The 17732-nt window shown below is 39.2% G+C and carries 10 protein-coding genes; 2 read left to right on the top strand and 8 right to left on the bottom strand.

What is annotated here, in order from left to right; translation table 11 throughout:
* Positions 1-333: 333 nt before the first annotated feature.
* The 5 genes from ACE01N_RS12685 to ACE01N_RS12665 form a co-directional block, all read right to left on the bottom strand.
* Positions 334-2244 (bottom strand): InlB B-repeat-containing protein, encoded by a 1911-nt coding sequence (locus ACE01N_RS12685; RefSeq protein ID WP_380589423.1) that lies wholly within the window; start codon positions 2242-2244, stop codon positions 334-336.
* A gap of 1029 nt (positions 2245-3273) precedes the next feature.
* Complete coding sequence (locus ACE01N_RS12680) at positions 3274-7218, bottom strand: NACHT domain-containing protein (protein ID WP_380589420.1); 3945 nt, start codon at positions 7216-7218, stop codon at positions 3274-3276.
* Positions 7215-8378, bottom strand: a complete 1164-nt coding sequence (locus ACE01N_RS12675) for an SIR2 family protein (protein WP_380589417.1) — start codon at positions 8376-8378, stop codon at positions 7215-7217. The genes ACE01N_RS12680 and ACE01N_RS12675 overlap by 4 nt, the downstream gene beginning before the upstream one ends.
* Before the next feature lie 400 nt (positions 8379-8778).
* A complete protein-coding gene (locus ACE01N_RS12670) occupies positions 8779-9663 on the bottom strand; it encodes a leucine-rich repeat domain-containing protein (protein WP_380589414.1) in 885 nt (294 codons plus the stop codon).
* Position 9664: 1 nt separating this feature from the next.
* Positions 9665-10591, bottom strand: coding sequence for an alpha/beta hydrolase (locus ACE01N_RS12665; protein ID WP_380589411.1), 927 nt, complete (start codon positions 10589-10591; stop codon positions 9665-9667).
* Positions 10592-10927: 336 nt separating this feature from the next.
* Here ACE01N_RS12665 and ACE01N_RS12660 point away from each other — a divergent pair, with 336 nt between their 5' ends.
* Positions 10928-11701 carry a class I SAM-dependent methyltransferase gene (locus ACE01N_RS12660; RefSeq protein ID WP_380589408.1) on the top strand — a complete coding sequence of 258 codons (774 nt, stop codon included), beginning with the start codon at positions 10928-10930 and terminating at the stop codon, positions 11699-11701.
* Positions 11702-11744: 43 nt separating this feature from the next.
* Here ACE01N_RS12660 and ACE01N_RS12655 read toward each other — a convergent pair whose 3' ends face one another.
* Entirely contained in the window at positions 11745-12368 is a 624-nt protein-coding gene (locus tag ACE01N_RS12655) for a Crp/Fnr family transcriptional regulator (RefSeq protein WP_380589405.1), read from the bottom strand.
* Between the two features lie 581 nt (positions 12369-12949).
* Between ACE01N_RS12655 and ACE01N_RS12650 the strand changes: the two genes are divergently transcribed.
* Positions 12950-16192: a family 43 glycosylhydrolase gene (locus tag ACE01N_RS12650; RefSeq protein ID WP_380589402.1), complete on the top strand. Its 3243-nt coding sequence runs from the start codon at positions 12950-12952 to the stop codon at positions 16190-16192.
* Between the two features lie 393 nt (positions 16193-16585).
* On the opposite strand, the gene ACE01N_RS12645 is transcribed toward ACE01N_RS12650, so the two are convergent.
* Positions 16586-16954 (bottom strand): hypothetical protein, encoded by a 369-nt coding sequence (locus tag ACE01N_RS12645; protein WP_380589398.1) that lies wholly within the window; start codon positions 16952-16954, stop codon positions 16586-16588.
* Between the two features lie 89 nt (positions 16955-17043).
* Positions 17044-17613 (bottom strand): class I SAM-dependent methyltransferase, encoded by a 570-nt coding sequence (locus ACE01N_RS12640; protein WP_380589396.1) that lies wholly within the window; start codon positions 17611-17613, stop codon positions 17044-17046.
* Positions 17614-17732: the final 119 nt, after the last annotated feature.

The raw sequence follows: 17732 nt of genomic DNA, 5'->3' as shown, positions 1-17732 counted from the left end.
ATTAATACGTTGAATTTCATTCCAATTTATCATCCATTTTGAAATGAAAAACTGACTTTCCATCATCTTAATTAATCACAGGCTTTCCAGTCTGGTTATCAATGCATTAAAATTAATAATTAAAACTTTAAAAGCAAACGGGTTGTATGAATATTAGAGACGCGACTAATCGCCGTCTCAATCTATCCGATCCTTTCACATAGTAAGACCTCCATCGCTTTAATCCGCACACTTTAGTGCAGCCAACCCGCATTTAAATAATACTGGATGACAACAACCCTGTAGGTGTGATATGTTTGTAGCCCCGGATGAATGAGCAAAGTGAATGCCACCCTATTTTATATGAATAAATTTGAATGTCTCATTGAATCCTTCACCGTTTATATGCATAAAATACATGCCAGCATTTAATCTGCTTAAATCGATGATGACCTCCGTTTTCTCCTTGGTCGTACAATGCTGCACTTCCATACCGTTAATGCTTACAATGGAAATTCTATGATTTTTACGATCCGGTAAACCACTAACAACTATATACTTATCTGACGGATTAGGAAATACCCTTATGCTGCTGTTAACAATATCAGAGCCAATATCAGTAATATCTTCAAAATTGGCAACCAGGTTCATATCTTCAGCAGCGGTAAATGTGTACTCTGAGCTCGTTGAAACTACATTCCCGTTATGGGTCCAGTTTAAAAAAGTGAAGCCTCCGTTTGCAGTGGCTGAAAGCGTAACGGTCTCACCTTCTTCATAATTGCCTGATCCGGTAATAAGACCCGAATTTACCGGATTTACAGTAGTGGATATTATAAACGGCGTCATTGCCGTCTGTCCGGTAACTACTACATTATCTAGCTGCCACCACGACGATGTACCGGCTCCGGTTCCCGAAGAGGTGTACTGAAAGGCAATACAAACATTGGGTTCTGAAACTGCAGATAAATCGATAGTACCGGAATTTATCCATGTCTGTGAATTTTCAACCGGAAAACTAAAGGGTAAACCTGTCCATGTATAACTTTCAGGATTTCCGCTTCCCGGATAATCCACAGAATATTTTACCCTCACTTCCGGATCCGTAATTCCATTGTCGCTGTATTTGGTCCATAAATCAAACTTCAGTGTGATGTCAGAAAATTGTGAGAAATCCATAACCGGAGAAATGAGCCAGTCGTTCGATGCAACATCACCATTATATGCATTAACAGACATGGCCTGGTTGTTACATGACCAGTTGATATTGCTGGTGACTGAATAACTTGTCCAACCGGTAGCCGGACAGGTAGAAAAATCTTCTTTTAATATTTCGCTGTCATCATTATTATTACCATTATCCGACATGCTGAGCCATATGGTGGCATTGGTCATAAATACACCATCATCGCCGGTTGCATCACCCGCATTCAAGGGTTGAGACCATCCGGGATAGGTGTTCGATCCATCGTGAGCCGTTTCGTCTTCTGCTACAGAACTGTCTCCAAGTCCAACAACACGCCCCTTGCCGAAACTTGCACAAACAGCTATGACACCCCTGGTACCGGTATTTGAATATCCATCATAAAAAACCAGACCAACAGCTGTTGAATTGGCAACATTGTCTAATGTAAACGTTGCACCGTTGTAAAAAGCCAGGCCATCAACATCACCTGCAGGTCCATGCAGGATAGTATTTGACGGTAGATCTGCCACATTGGTTGCAGGGTCCCTGCTTATATTACTGCCGGCGTCTAAAGTAAAACCAAACGGATTGTTATAGGAGGTAAAAAAGTCATTCAATACTTCAAGCGCATCCCAGCCATCGCCATCCCTGTCGGCTATGGCGTGATCTGCAATGATAAATAAGCCTCCTCCATTTTGTACAAAGCTGATCATGGCCTGCTTCTCTGTGCTGTTGAAAGGATTATTGGGTTCGCAAACCACAAAAATGTCATAATTTGACAAATCCTGTGCATTAGACGAATTATTATATGTAATGGACCCGCCACCGGGCAAGGTTTCAACATAAAACCCGCGCTTTACCATCTCAACACCCCAACTTGACAAAGCTCCCTGCCAGTAGTTTTCCGGCGTTGCTGATGTAATGTATGCCTGATCCGGACTGGGAGCAGCCTGATTATCGTCAATTATCCAGTCGGCATTACCAGCCGTTTCATTTTTTGTATTATCAAAAAGGATTCTCTTTTGTGCAAAGCCTGCCATCAGAACTATGGACAGTGTAATTGTAATTAGAATTTTTTTCATGAAACCATGTAATTGAATCGCTATATCTGCCGGTTTTATATGTGATTTAAATTTTAAAGCGTGCCGAACTCAGGTTGATACATATGGAGTATACCATTTTAATTCTTTCACCGTCTGACCCAAACAGGAACAGGATAGGTTTAACCCGCATTTGCACGTATACTCAACAAAATGTATTGTGAGTGCGCTTCAAATAAAGGTTTAAAGATAATTATTTCAGGAATTTAACCAAACAGACGGATTAAAAGAGTGGGTGTGAGAGTGAATATGAATACCTAAATGGCAAATACGAAGCTTTATGAAAACCAGACTCCCTTTAGGGCCGGGGTAAAACTGATTTTCAGATTAGATATTAGAGGATTAACACCAGGGAAAAATCAGTGTGAGTAACAGAGTGAGAGAAGAGGGGTAAGAGTTCTCCTACGTCAGGACTTCGGAGAATAAAGCAAGGCCTGATGTTACCACAACCGGGCTATTCTGAATACTGCATCGAATGGAGGGGCTTAACACCCTACTTCGATAAACTCAGTAACCCTCTCTTTCGCTTTGCTCAGGATTCACCCGGTTTCTACTTTTTGATGCTTCAAAAAGTAGACAAAAAAAGCTTGCCCGAAAGAACCGCAACAACCTACCTGATCCTTTCACATAGTAAGATTTCCATCGCTTTAATCCGCACCCTTTCGAGCAGCCAACCCACATTTAAATAATACTGAATGACAACAACCCCGTAGAGGTGACAGATTTGTAACCCCGGGTAAATGAGCAAAGTGAATGTAAATCAAGGCCGGAGATATTCTGGTTGCAAATGAAAAAACAGCGTCTTACCAGAAAACGGTTAGCTGTTTTTCTCCTTGACCTTATGTTTCACAAAAAAAGTCTGGACTTTTTACATGAAAGGTCCGGACTTTTTGTACAAAATGTCCAGACTTTTTTTGAAAAGGTAGGGAGGTGATTGAATACAAGTGCGGTTTGACTAGGAATTATAGATTTTCTCTGGATTCTATTGCTCACAATACTTCGTGGTCACTTCTATTTGAATGCTTCATCCAGTTTCCATAATAGCTCTAATGCTTCAGTCCATCCACTTTGAACATATAGATAAAGAATTGAAACTAATTGATTTAGGGATTTATCATCTCTTAATAACTCTTTGTGATCAGCGAGAAGCACTTCCGTAAGGCTTACGATTTCTGTGATTGAAGAAGGATCAAATGTATAACCTGTCTTATATGAAAGTTCTGTGATTTTTGAAGCCATATCTAAAATAGATTGAGCTTCTTCTGGATAAAACCTAATTACACCATTTAACGTTTGCACTAAATAGTGAGCCGTATGAGCCACCATAATCCCTCCTCCAATTTCCTTTGAGTTATCAACGATATCGGTCAAGATTGGTTTAATTCGGTCATAGAATGCTCTCTTGTTTTTTTGATTTGGTCTTAAATCATTCTTATCTATTCTTTCATTAATATGCAATCCGAAATAAATACGCTGAATTATAAAATCAATAAGGAACAATCGATCTCTTTCTGGACTATCCTCAATCGAAAATTTAGAAGGATCATCATTTTTTAACATTTTGATATTTTCAAATGCTGCATCCTTAAATAGCTGTATTAGTTCCTTTCTTGTCGATTCTACTGTATAATCATTGTCCGTATATTTAGGATCGATAAAGTCAAATAACCTAGAAACAAGAGTTTGAATAAAATCTGTACTATTGAGATTATCATATAGAATCTTCTGAGCAACTTTATTTTTTTTGTTATCCAGTAGAAATAATAGTAAACCTGAATAAGTCTTCGTAAATGAATCTCTTTTTTTGAACTCTTTGATTCTGGTTGCAGCTATTTCAATAACATTTATAACTCTTTCCTCTTCATTAATGATCTTCTTTCGATAAACATTATTCAAAACAGTTGCGATTGTAAAGGAATCAGTTTCATTTTGAAGGCGTTCCAATACTATTTCCCAATAGCCTTCAGGCTTAGATTCCCATAAAAGAGCTATATTCTTTAATACATTAAACCTTACGACTGGGTTTGAATCTTTAACAGCTGCTTTTATGTTTTCATAAATAGAATCTTCGTTCTTAAAAGAAAAGAGTCCTATTAATGCATTTGAAGCTTCAATTCGCGGAGTTGGAGAATAACCTGATGATGGTGAGTTGGATTCATCAAAAGATTCATCATACTCGGATATGTATTCTAACCCAAATTGAATGGCTTCCCAAGCCTGTTGATAATCTGTTTCTTCAATTTGTGAGGCATTCCGAGTAATAATAGAATAAAATTGAAAAACCTCTTTAAATGATGAAAACTCTAAGTCTTTTTCATACCCACCATTTTTGGTCAACTCAAACAATTCGTTTGCAATCGGTAATAGTTTAATAAAGTCACCTCGAGACGGAGAGTCATTCATCCTTTGACTATTAAATGGCTGCAACTCACTTATTAGATCATAAATTTGTTTATTCTTCTCTTTCTCTAAATCAACTCCCTGATCTTTAAGCCATTTGTCTGTCGTATATGGTTCACTTGACCAAGAAGTTTTAAAAGTTGGTTCATTTCTTATAGGAGCTGAATGCTCAACAATATTTATTGCGTCTTCACTTTCTAATAATTCCTTTGGTATACAATTTAAGAGCCTATTTACTTTATTTTCTGCGTATTTTTTTCCTTCTTCCCCTTTTTCATTTAACAATTTCAATATTGTTTCTTCAAGTTTTTCACGCTGTTCTACTTTTAATAAAGGGAAAATCTTATTAATAGAAATTCCAGATTCATATGTAGTATCACTACTCGTTAAAATAATTGGGTTAAGTAGTAATTCATATAAATAGCTACATAATAATTTAGGGTATTCATTTGCGAATTCTAACAATTTTTTCCAAATAAAGCCAACTATTGCATTAGATACATAAACATCAAGATACTGAGTTAATTCCGTTACCTTATTTTCGTTCGCTAATAGTATAAAGAAATCAATTATTTTCTCAATTAATTGTGCAGGTTTGTTATAGGCAAGTGAATCATGCCACATAGAAGACAAATCAGGTAAAAAATGACTTGATAAATTCTTAATATTAACCTCATTTAGGCTTTCATAATTCTCATTTATAACATACAGTTTATCTTGCTTTACATACATATTTACTATACTAATTCCAGTTTCGATGGCTATACTTGGTGATGCTGAGAGGAATTTTGGAAACAACTCAACCAACCGATAATAGCACATGTCAAAATCCTGTCTTCTATTGCTTACAAGATTTAAAGTGACTGTTCCCATATTTGTCTTGGCGTCACTGGTTTCAGAATGAAAGAATATTCTTTGATATATTTCTGCTACAAATTCAGGAGCATCTGCAACAAAATATTCTAAATCATCGGACAGGCTTGAGAAATACCAAATTTCAAAATTTGGTTCTTTTAGTAAATTGAGAACTTCCCGAAATAATTTGATAGATTCTTCTGGATTTGATTTAAATGTCTTAGAGACAAATTCAACCCCTCTAGTACTTCCTAACCTGTCTAAAGATTGATTTCGCTCAGCCTGTTTTTTTTGTTCTTCTAGAATATATGCAAGAAACCTTCTGCTAATTAGGCCAAATTTTTCTATGTCATTAACACTTTCATTTAGAAGTATCCTTTCAAATATGAATGCATAATCCCAAAGGAAATGAACATCTAACTGGTTCGATAGATTATACAATAATTCAATATCTTTTTGCTCAATCTTTCTATTTGAAAGAAATCGAATCGATTGAAGTAACTGTTGAATAATATCATGATCTCTAAAAACAGGTTCAATATCCTTTATACTATCATATTCATTTGCAATTACAGAAGTTGGTATTAACCTTTTAAAGAGCAATATATTTGAATCTGATTCTTTGCCAAGATAGTCATAGTTTTTCCAAAATGAATCTCGATATTGATACCACAGATTGGTAAAATAAAATATGAAACTTGGCCTTAAAAAAAATGGACGAGACTTATCTTCCGTAATGAAATTAAGCAACTCTTTAGGTTCGATTGGAATAACTAATCTTCCCGCCATATAATCAAACAAAATATTGTGTGAGAAAGCAATATTCCTCTCTCCCACTCCTACTTCACTTATCAAATCATCACTCCTCAATTTTTTGAATGTTTCTTCATCACTTAGAAATTGTTCTTTTTTACAGCTTAGGCTTTTGTTCTCAACAAGCTGTTCCGCAAGGCTTTTTAAGAATGCTTCTTTCTTATATGAGTCATCTGTATTGGTAATTTTGCTATTCCAATACTTGTTGAGTAATTCAGTTTCTGACTTAATCAGTTTTATTTCTTCAAGCTCTGATGAACTTGCATTTTCCTCTACTATTTCTAATAGTCTAAGAAAAAAAGGAATCTTTAATATTCTTTTTAATTCTATATCTGCCGTTTGGTATAATTTTTCAAGAGTAGGATTGTCTTTAAATACACTATCCAATTCAGAGTCAGTTAAATCCGGAATTTCAAAATATCTACAAGACAGGCCATTACCAACATTTTGATTACCGAAAAGCCTTAATAATTGAGGTGATTTGGTTGCATCATAAGTTCTGACACTTACTAAAACATTCCATTTATGTAGTTTCGAAATTGCTTTTTTGATCTGAATTAATATTTCCTTTTTTAGCTTTTCATCTCTTGCAGCATCATAAGCATCGAATACTAGAACCGCTTTTTCTCCTTCAGATAGTTTTATTTTGTCTAAGTATGATATCCAATTCCCATTAGATTCTATTTCAGATTCAATAGATGAATCTGTTCCATCAAGAATAGTATCAATTGGCAAAATAACCACCGGGATATTCTTATTGACTAGTATTTCTGCTAACTCTGCAATTGAATAACTTTTACCAATACCCGGTTTACCGATAATCACTCCATTTCCTTCTTGCGAAAACTGGAATAATCTCTCAATTATATGTGAGCGGTCTATTTTCATTTTCCTTTTAGTTCTTCAACAGTTTTTCTTGTTTTTGCAAGTAACTTAGAATTTATACTTTCATCTTCCTCCTCATTTTCAGACGTTTTTGGTTCTACAGTTATAGTATCTACTTCTGAAGCAGAATGATCCGGTTGAATTGAATCAGAAAGAAAGCTGTTTGGGGATAATCCTTGGAAGAACTTAAAAATTCCTCCATAGTTTGCATCATCATTAAAGAAAACAAGCTCAACACCTTTAGATTTCCATTTCTTTTTTTCCTCCAAATAATCCAACCTAGTCCAAGATTTTGAACCATTGTTGCTCATTAATGCAAAATGATTTGGATAAACAGGATCAAAATCTTCTTGGATATCATCAATTACTTTATTTAAGTAATCATCCCTAAGTCCAAACCCAGTAAACACCAACCGTTGACTAGCAAACAATAAATAGATTGCTTTATAATGTAAAGTTCTAAAAGCCTTATTCTTTAATTTGGACTTTGATTCGAATTCTCCTATTTCAAGATTTCCGGCTATTAACTCATCATATAAATTCCCAGCGTTTTTAATATCTTGGCCATCATACTTTTCTACATAGTCTCCATACGACAATATTGTAGAAGAAGGGTCATTATATTTTCCATGTAAATAGAGATGATAACGTTCAGAATAGTTAATCGCATTTACAATTGAATTCAGAAAATAATGAACTCGAGATTTATATTCTTCAGATATTATGATACCATAATTCGATAATGGATTTTGAATTTCCTTTAGAGCGCTCTCAATTACCGAGTCATAATTTGTAGTTACGAAACCTTTAAATCGAACAGTTACTAGTAATTTGTGAAAATCATCATGAGTTGTTTTTTTTGGACCAAAAAAGCTCTCAAATGCACTATTGTATTCTGTTGAATCAATCTTACTTTTGATAATTTCAGCTGCTAGAAGTAGCTCTCCTTTTCCAATCTTATCTTCTATAATGTTTTTTACAGCATCTTCCGTAATTTTGTTGGATAAATCACGAAGAACACCTTCCCATGAAGGATAATTTAATCTTACACTACTCCCTGAGCCTACAAATAAAACGCCCTCTCCACTTTCTATTAGCTTAAAAAGTTTTTCCTGACTTTCTCTATTCTCGTCACAACTTACTATGTCAAATACTTCGTTCAAAACTTGTTAGCTTAACAATAAACAAGTATATACCAACCTTAAATCAGATTTTGTTCTCAATAATTTCTTTATGGGTTCATTCTTTTCACAGCTAATCCAAACAGGAACGGGGTCGTTACATTAAAGGTTTAAAGGTAAGTATTTTAGGGAATAAAACAAATAGCAACTGCAGCAGTATGAGCAACAGAGAGAGCGCGAATATAAATTTCTAAAATGCAAGTACCGTTTATTGAAAACCAGACTCCCTTTAGGGCCGGGGTAAAACTGATTTTCAGAATGGATATTAGAGGATTAACACCAGGGAAAAATCAGTGTGAGTAACAGAGTGAGAGAAGAGGGTAAGAGTTCTCCTACGTCAGGACTTCGGAGAACGAGACAAGAGCAGGAAACTATCCTACGGTCACACCTTACTGGTCATAATAATGATGCCTTTGTCTTTTAACTGTTTGATCTGGCTTGCGGGAACGGGATTACCAATGAGGTTAACCAGTTCAAGATTTTCCAGGTGCATCAGGGGAGAAATATCGTCAATTCTGTTGCCGGACAGATCGAGCACCCTCAGGCTGGTCAGGTTGCTTAAGCCGTCAATATACCCTATCTGGTTGTTTCCCAGATACAGTTCCTCTAAATGATGCAGGTTCCACAGGTTACCAATGTCGCTTATCCGGTTGTCCGACAGATCAAGAATCCTGGCATGAATGCAGTACTCCACGCCATCCAGAGATTCGAGTCCGCTGTATGCCATTTCAAACTCCTCAAAATCCTCCAGATAGTACGAGGGAAATTCAATGCTTACATCCCCGTATTCCCGTATCTTAATAAGGTTGTAAAAAGATTTTTCATAATCCACATCGGCAGATCCTTCACCTTCGCCATCGTGATCCTCATAATCAAATCCGTCCTGCACGTCCACATCCCACACGTATTCAGGATGGTAATCCACATCTTCCGCAACGTCTTCTACCACAACAAGGTCCGGATCACCCAGTAATAAGATATGCGAAAAGGCACGCAATTGTGCTTCATCGTTTTGCGCATATAAGCGCTCTATCGCACTTCGGATCTGCCCGCCCTTATCGGGATGGTATAACATGATGAGCTTTGAAAAGCAGCGCGCATCATTCTCTTCATCAATGGCAATGATCCGTGATATTTTATTCGCCATTTCCCTGATTTTGCTGTAATTCCTGTTTTTGTACAGCAGGATGAGCTTTGCAGTTATCCGGTTCAGGTTTTTATCGGAATAGGCCTCCGAAAGTTTTGTGTATAGTTCCTTTGTGGTCATCTTAAGCGTTAAGTTTTAATTTAATGAATTCTGCTATTTCATCCAGTGCCTCAGTGGCTTCTTTAAACAACGGAGCCATAAGCGGATAACAGTGCACCATTCCTTTTCCGGCTCTGAATGTGATATCGACTCCGGCACGTTTGGCTTTTTCATAAAAAACCAGGCTATCGTCGAAGAGTTCATCCGCATCTCCGGCATTGATAAACAATGGAGGCAGACCTTCCAGGCTCCCTTTTAAGGGTGAGATATACGGATCATTCACATCGTTCTTTCCCACATAAAAATGGCTGAATACATTCCAGCTTTCAGGCGGAGCCAAAGAAACCTTCCACTTTGTTTTATACGATGAACCCGAACAGCTTAAGTCCGTCCATGGCGAGATGGCAACAGCCGCTTTGGGCAGGTCAATATTTTTATCCCTGAGCGCCAGCAATAAGGCCAGGGCCAAACCTCCCCCAGCCGATTCTCCTACAACAATAATATTTTCAGGTTGGTAGCCCTTTCTTAGAATTTCTTGGTAAGTGCTGATGGAATCTTCCAGGGCAGACGGATATGGATGTTCCGGCGCCAGACCATATTCATACAACATTGTGGTGATGCCCGTTTTCAGGGTAAGCTTTGAAACGATTGAACGATGGTCGTTGCATGAACCGGACACGTATCCGCCACCATGCACATAAAACAACAGCTTATGATCGGGGGCATGATCCGGAACAATCCATTCGGTCCGTACCATGTTTATAATTTCCTGCTTCACCCTGACATTCGCCGGTAATTTACCAAAGCGTTCACCACCTTTCTCACATGTTTCCCTGAACTTCAATACCGCCTCAATACTTTGTTCAAAGTCTTTCTGTCTGAGTTGTCCCTTTAAAACATGCCTGTGCCTTAAGAGATACAGGATGAGTTTTGCTTTAAAACCTGCCACTGGGATTCATTTAATTTTTCCGACAAAGGTTAGGCTTTTAAACGGCAATAAAATGCACCTAAGTTAATTTCTTTCACTTTTTATTAGAAAATATGAAAAATATTGCGCCTCTGTACTAAAAAATATATATACTTTTGACGCTGTAAAATCTTTGGATGTTTATATTAAATTTGGATTCGGTATCGTAAATAATCATTGTCTTTCCTGGCTTTGATTATCCCTTAGCACACTCAGGCAAATTCCTGCCGGAGTTATTTTCATATACATATACGTACAAACTGGTTTGACAAAGCGCGACTAAATCACGAATCAGGCCTTAAATTAAATTTAAACATCATGAGTAACGATACTAATTCAATCCACGATTTCGATGTAAACCTTATCGTCGAATATTATTCAGGCACAGAACGCCAGGGACCGGGTAGTTCTGAAATGACACTGAAAGCCCTCAGTTTTCTGGAACATCTTCCTGACGAGCCGGAAATTGCAGACCTTGGCTGCGGCACCGGTGGCCAGACCATGGTACTGGCACAGCATACCGGTGGAAAGATAACAGGCGTTGACCTGTTTCCAACCTTTGTGGATCTTTTTAACCGGAACGCCGAAGCATTACATCTTCAGTACCGGGTAAAGGGCCTTGTCGGTTCAATGGACGACCTCTCATTTGAGGCGGAATCGCTCGACCTTATCTGGTCTGAAGGGGCAATTTACAACATTGGTTTTGAAAAGGGCCTGCAGTACTGGCATAGTTTCCTTAAAAAAGGTGGATACGTTGTGGTATCAGAAGCAAGCTGGTTCACCGACGAGCGTCCGGCCGAGATTGAAGACTTCTGGATGGATGCCTATCCGGGTATTGATACCATCCCCAATAAGGTAGCACAGATGCAAAAGGCAGGGTATTATCCTGTTGCAGCCTTTGTTTTGCCGGTCAACTGCTGGACAGAGCACTTTTACGACCAGCAGGTTCAGACCAGGGAAAACTTTCTGAAAAACCATGCCGGCAATACCTTTGCCGAAGGGTTTATTGCTAATCAAAGGCACGAAGAAACGTTGTACCGGAAGAACAATCAGTACTACGGCTATGCCTTTTATATCGGCAGAAAGTTTTAAGCATTTAAATTTAATGAGGCACATCCGGACAAAAGGGTGTGCCTCATCTTTTTTTAAGCATGTTGTGTTTGATCCGACTCAAAGACTGCGGCGCAATGCCTAAAAATGAGGCAATATCCTTTTGTGGAATCCGTTGCAATACGCTTGACGGAAAGTTCCTTGTGAGCCACTGGTAGCGCTGGTCGGGTGTTAAGGTTTTAGATTGTATTATCATTGTTTCAGAGAATTCATCAATTTCGTTTAACAAACTGTTGATGAACCGGTTCCAGGCATCCATCTTTTCAAGCACGCGGTACTGTGCGTAGCTGGTCAGCCAAACCACAGAGTCTTCCAGAGCCTGGATGCTTTCCTGTGCCGGACGCTGATTTCTGAAGCTGATTTTAGAGGTAAAGCAGAAGGGTGGAATCGTAAAGGTTTTAACCACTTCGTTTCCATCAATATTGTAAAAATACCGAAGGAGGCCACGTTCTAAAAAGTAAAAGTTCCTGCAAATCTCACCTTCGCTCAGGATCAGTTCATTCTTTAAGACTTCCTTTTTTGTAAAAGCCCGTTGTATGGTTTCCCAGTCTTTCGTCGGCAAAGGCGTATGTTTTTCTATGAATGTTTTGAATACGTCCATTTTAAGTGTACCACTGCTTTTTAATGTGACCCGATATTCAGGCATCATAACATTTTACCATCAATTCAAACCTGATGTATCTGTCAGTTACGGGTTTAAAGTTAACGTTTTTCTGTTAAGTACTGAACGATGAACCGCTCCGGGAGAATTTGGATATATAAAAAGAAAATAAGAGTGAGCAACAGTGTGAGAGAAGAGGTGTGAGACTTAACATACAGAAGGTTGCTACATCGTACTTCCAACCTGCAATTAAACCCTAATGAATCTTCATAACCCCGTTGGGGTGATATGTTTGTAACCCCGGAAATGAGCGTAGTGAATGTAACCCCAATCTTTCGCATAAAGCTTCAGATTGCAATGATGGTATGAAGGAATGTGAGAGTGAGAGTGAGAGTGAGTGTGAGGGTGACGATGGATCTTGGCCAATATGATCCTGCTTTCATACACTAACCGCACTACCTGTTGAAACATGCTTGGGAGCTATTATCCTCTTATTTTATGTTGTTTTAAAACACGGCAGCTAAACCGGGAGAAGCAATAATTTAGATGATAAAAGGTATCCTTATTGAATATTTGTATATTTTTAATGACTTATTAAAAATGTAGAATCTGCTTCAAATTAAGGACTAATGAGAATAAAAAAGCTGACAACTTCTGTACTGGTTACAGTACTCATCTTTTTATGTGTGAAAGCAACTGCTGCCGATACGCTTACAATCAGCGAAATTACAACATTATACAACACCTACTTTAACGCTGGATCGTACCATTATGTGTCCGTACATGACCCTTCGGTTGTTGTTGGCTATAAAACTGGAAGCACGATTTCCGGGGAATATTCAGCAGATGCCTCCGAGGTGTATTATATTTTTGGTTCACACAGAGCCTGGGCTAATTCTACAGATTTGAAAAACTGGAGTACATTCAGAAACAATATTAACAATTCGTATACAACTATGTTTGCCGCACCGGCTGCCTGGTCTGCCAAAGGAAGCGACAGCTACAATGTGAGTGGTAACATGTGGGCACCCGATGTTATCTGGAACAAGGATATGCAGAAGTGGTGCATGTATATGAGTATCAACGGGGAGAATTGGTACAGTTCCATCGTTTTACTGACTGCAACCACCCTCGATGGTAACTGGACCTATGTAGGCCCGGTGGTATATTCAGGTTTTACAAACCAGAGCGAGGCCGCTGAAACAGATTTTTATGATGTGATCAACCCGTCAGAGGGATTTCCTTCGCGTTATAACATCGTTCGAAACGGGAACCACACTTATGGCGTAAATGCCATTGATCCCTGCGTATTTTACGATGAAGACGGCAATCTGTGGATGTCTTACGGGTCATGGTTCGGGGGAATATATATGCTGCGTCTGGATGCTGAGACCGGTTTACGCGATTATGCATACACCTACACCACCAACGACGGGACTGCCGCCAATGCCGTATCTGATGAATACCAGGGTATCAAAGTAGCAGGAGGCAATCATGTGTCCGGTGAAGGTTCATATATACAGTATATCAACGATACCTACTACCTGTTTATGTCCAACGGTGGCCTTACCGCTGCAGGAGGTTACAACATGCGTGTTTTTGCTTCGGATCAGGCTACAGGACCTTATGTTGATATGACCGGACAGGATGCCCGCTACTCATCAACGAACACCGGTGTTGGAAAAGTTAACGGACAGGTAGGACTGCGCCTGATGTCCTATTATAAGTGGGGCTGGATGGATGACGGCTACACTGCTCAAGGCCATAATTCAGCGTTTACAGATGAAAACGGAAAAAGCTATCTTGTTTATCACACCCGCTTCGACAATGGAACAGAAGGCCATCAGGTACGTGTACATCAACTCTTCCAGACTAAAAACGGATACATCACTGCAGCACCGTTCGAGTATGCCGGTGAAACCCTGGCAACAGAACCTTATTCTGCAAATGATGTGGCAGGAAGCTACAGCATACTTTATCACGGTTCCGGCACCGATTATGCCAACCTGGAATGTGTAACAGAGAAAGAGATTAAACTGAATTCAGACGGTTCCGTTACAGGAGCCTATACCGGCTCATGGTCACAGGCATCAGATGGTCCGTATATTACTATAAGCATCAACAATGTGACATTTCAGGGTGTGCTACTGACCCAAAAAATGGAAGGACTGGATTACAGCACCCTGTGTTTCACCGCTGTCGGCAACGATATCTCAATATGGGGTTATAAGATGGCGGGAGAAGGAAAGCCGTTTCCCGAAGATGCAACTGTCGCTTACAATGTAATGAATATGAATGGTACTGTTCCCTCGGAGGCTTACAGTGGCTCACAAATTTCCTTACCTACCGAAGGCTACTACGGAGCTACGTATGCATGGAAATGGGATACCACATTGATAAGTTCAGAAGGTGTAGTGAAGGATCTGACATCCAATACATCAACGGTTCTGACACTGACCATAACATGCGGCAATTACGTTTATACCAGAACATCACCCATTCAGTTATCAGCCAATAACATAGCTGACATCCTTCCCATAGAAGAAGGAGCTATACTGGAATCGTACGCTGATATCGGAGAATACAATGCAGCAGCACCAAGCAGCCGTATCAACTCCCAGACAGGCATGTCGCTGAGTTTTTACCTGGATAACATTACAAGCGACTGGGAATTAATAGCTCATTCTACTGACAACATATACAGTTTGTTTCTGTCTGTATTACGCTACAACAGTGCAGATTTCTACGAAGCTAAAGCTACCTTATCATCTGCAGCCATATCTGCAGGGTATTCTTCGTCGACGGCCTGGAGGATTTTTCTGAATACCAGTTGCTATGTGACAGTATCGTATAATACTGACGAGACCATTGCCTATTATAAAGACGGAGTGTTGATGCTCACATTCCCGGCTTCTGTAACGCCAAGCTATGGATCAGGAACAACTCCTGCCGAGATCGTATCAGCTGTCATAAGCTACTATCGCAACCAAAAACTGATTTTCGATTACGATGTAAAGAATATCGTCCTGGGCTATGCAGCCGACCTCGACCTGTCAACTTATGAACCAGTCGATTTGTCTGATTATGTTTTCTACGAAGATTATGACTACGCAGGTCTGGCATCTTCTTGGATTACTCCTAATGGCTCTATCTCCAGCTTATACGACTTATCGCTTGAGAGCAACTATATAGAATTAAACACTAACGGCGGTACGGGTAATCGCAGTGCCTTGAATACATTCAGCGGTGTTAGTGGTCTTACAAGCTATAATTTTTCGTTTGATGTACAGCTGACGCCCGGCAATGTAATCGATCGTTCAGTGAGTGAAGTCGCTTTAATAAGTACAGACAATAACAATTCAAACAATAGTACGACAAATTCAGGTTTTATATTCCGTCTTGTAACACCGACTTATAACGGTAGCAATGGTAGCATATGGTATGTCAACGGTTCAGCGTCGTCTGCCCTCTCAATCGCATCCGGAACCTGGATCACCATAAGTGGTAAAGTTGATGTTACTGCGAAGACGGTTGATGTCACTATCATCAACCGTTCAACAGGGAACTCCATCTATAACGGTACAACTGCGGTAAACGGGAATGGAATCCTTATGGGACTCTGGATTCTTGCCGGTCGTGGTACAGGAACCGTAGGCATAGACAACATCAAAGTGAAAAACGGAACCTCTACCGGTATCGGAAATGTATCTATTACAGCCGGCATAGATTATAACGCTGTGTCTGAGGTGTACAATTTGTCCGGAATTAGGGTTGCGCATGGTAGGTTGTCCTATATCAGTTTACCAACCGGCGTTTATATAGTTCGTCAGGGTAAAGGCGTATTTAAGATCTCGGTTACAAAACGTCAATAAAGTATTAAACGAATTTAGTCAGCTTATATAGGGATCCGGCCTCAAGGATCGTCATCAAAATATGGAACGTATCTGCAGCATTGAAAATTCAGGCTACAGTATACTATCCTTTGTAATAACTAAACCACAAAGCAACACAAAGGGAATTCACAGGGGACACAAAGAGAAAACAAGTTGAATCAACGTCTCAACCAAGCTATAAGTTAATGTATTTGGTTCTGTCAGTTTTTTGTTTCTACTATACAACATGAATTATCAAATAAAGACAAAACCTAATATTCATCTGTTCAACAGATATTCTCCGTGAACTTTGTGCCTCCTTCGTGCCCTGTGTGGTAAAAATAAACCATAAAGTAACACTATGAAAAACCACGAAGAACACAATGATACGGTTCAGGATAGAGACAGAATCTGCAGCACAATGATGACGGCAAAAAACACAAACTGCGGCAGAGTGACTTTAAAAACTTCACTGTGAATAAGCGCAGCAATGACCAGACTGGTGATGAAGTTGATGAGCACAATTCCTACCGGGAAATAGGCAGATATGCCTGGCAGGTGAATGGTTCCCGCCGAAACCAGTACCTGAATGATTCCGACGGCCAGTAACAACAGCCCTCCCTGGAAGATCATAATGCGTAAAGAACCAATCATGACAGGATTACTGGTTATCTTTTTAAGTTCGGGAACCTGTTTCTTTTCACCATACACGTTGTGTGCAATGCTGATTAAAATGATCATTATACCTGCTGCTATTCCCATAATGTCATGATTTTAGAATTACCATAATTAAATTGTCAGATCTGTATTACCCATGCCGCTACAACGTACCTACCGAAAAACCACTGTGCTTAACATTTTCGCACGATATACATACAATAGTTCGTTTCTGATGTATGTCCACTTTGCTTATCCTCATATTTATAAACCATCGAAGAATCATTTAACACCTCAAATTCAGCCCCAGCACTATTCAGTGTATCCTTGAGAATGCTAACTTTTTTGCCAGTATCCTGAATGCAAAAGCAGATCACACCCCGGGGTTTTATTCGTTGAGCGATTCTCAAAATCAGGTCCGTCTCCTTCCGTTTATCACGTTTATCAAAATGGAACATGGAATCAAGCAGAACGATATCAAAATCCCCGTAGTTCTCAAACTTATAAATATCACCGACTACTCCCCTTGCGTTTAACTTTTCTTTTTCAGCCACTGCATTCAACTGGTCAATCCCGACTTTGGAAGCATCCATTCCGGTGACCCTGTATCCCAGTGCGGCCAGATGAATAGCATCCCTGCCCTGTCCGCATCCCAGGTCAATCACCGTACCTTTGGGTTCATATTGCCTGAAAAATGCCAACAACTCAGGATAAGGTTCTCCAAACAATTCCTCAGTCTTATAATACCTGTCGTAACCTGCCATTTATTTATGTGAAATTCAATTGCTTTAATTAGCTGTCAGTTAACATATAACCGCTTTTTGACAGCGGGTGTTCATTATTACTAGAGGAACAATAGAATAAGGGATTAAGAAGCGTCAAC

Source organism: Quyinboa ferrireducens, from assembly GCF_042436675.1.
Taxonomy (GTDB): Bacteria; Bacteroidota; Bacteroidia; order Bacteroidales; family UBA5342; genus JBHJHP01.
Note: the sequence above shows the minus strand (reverse complement) of the source record. Positions and strands in the feature narration are given on the sequence as shown.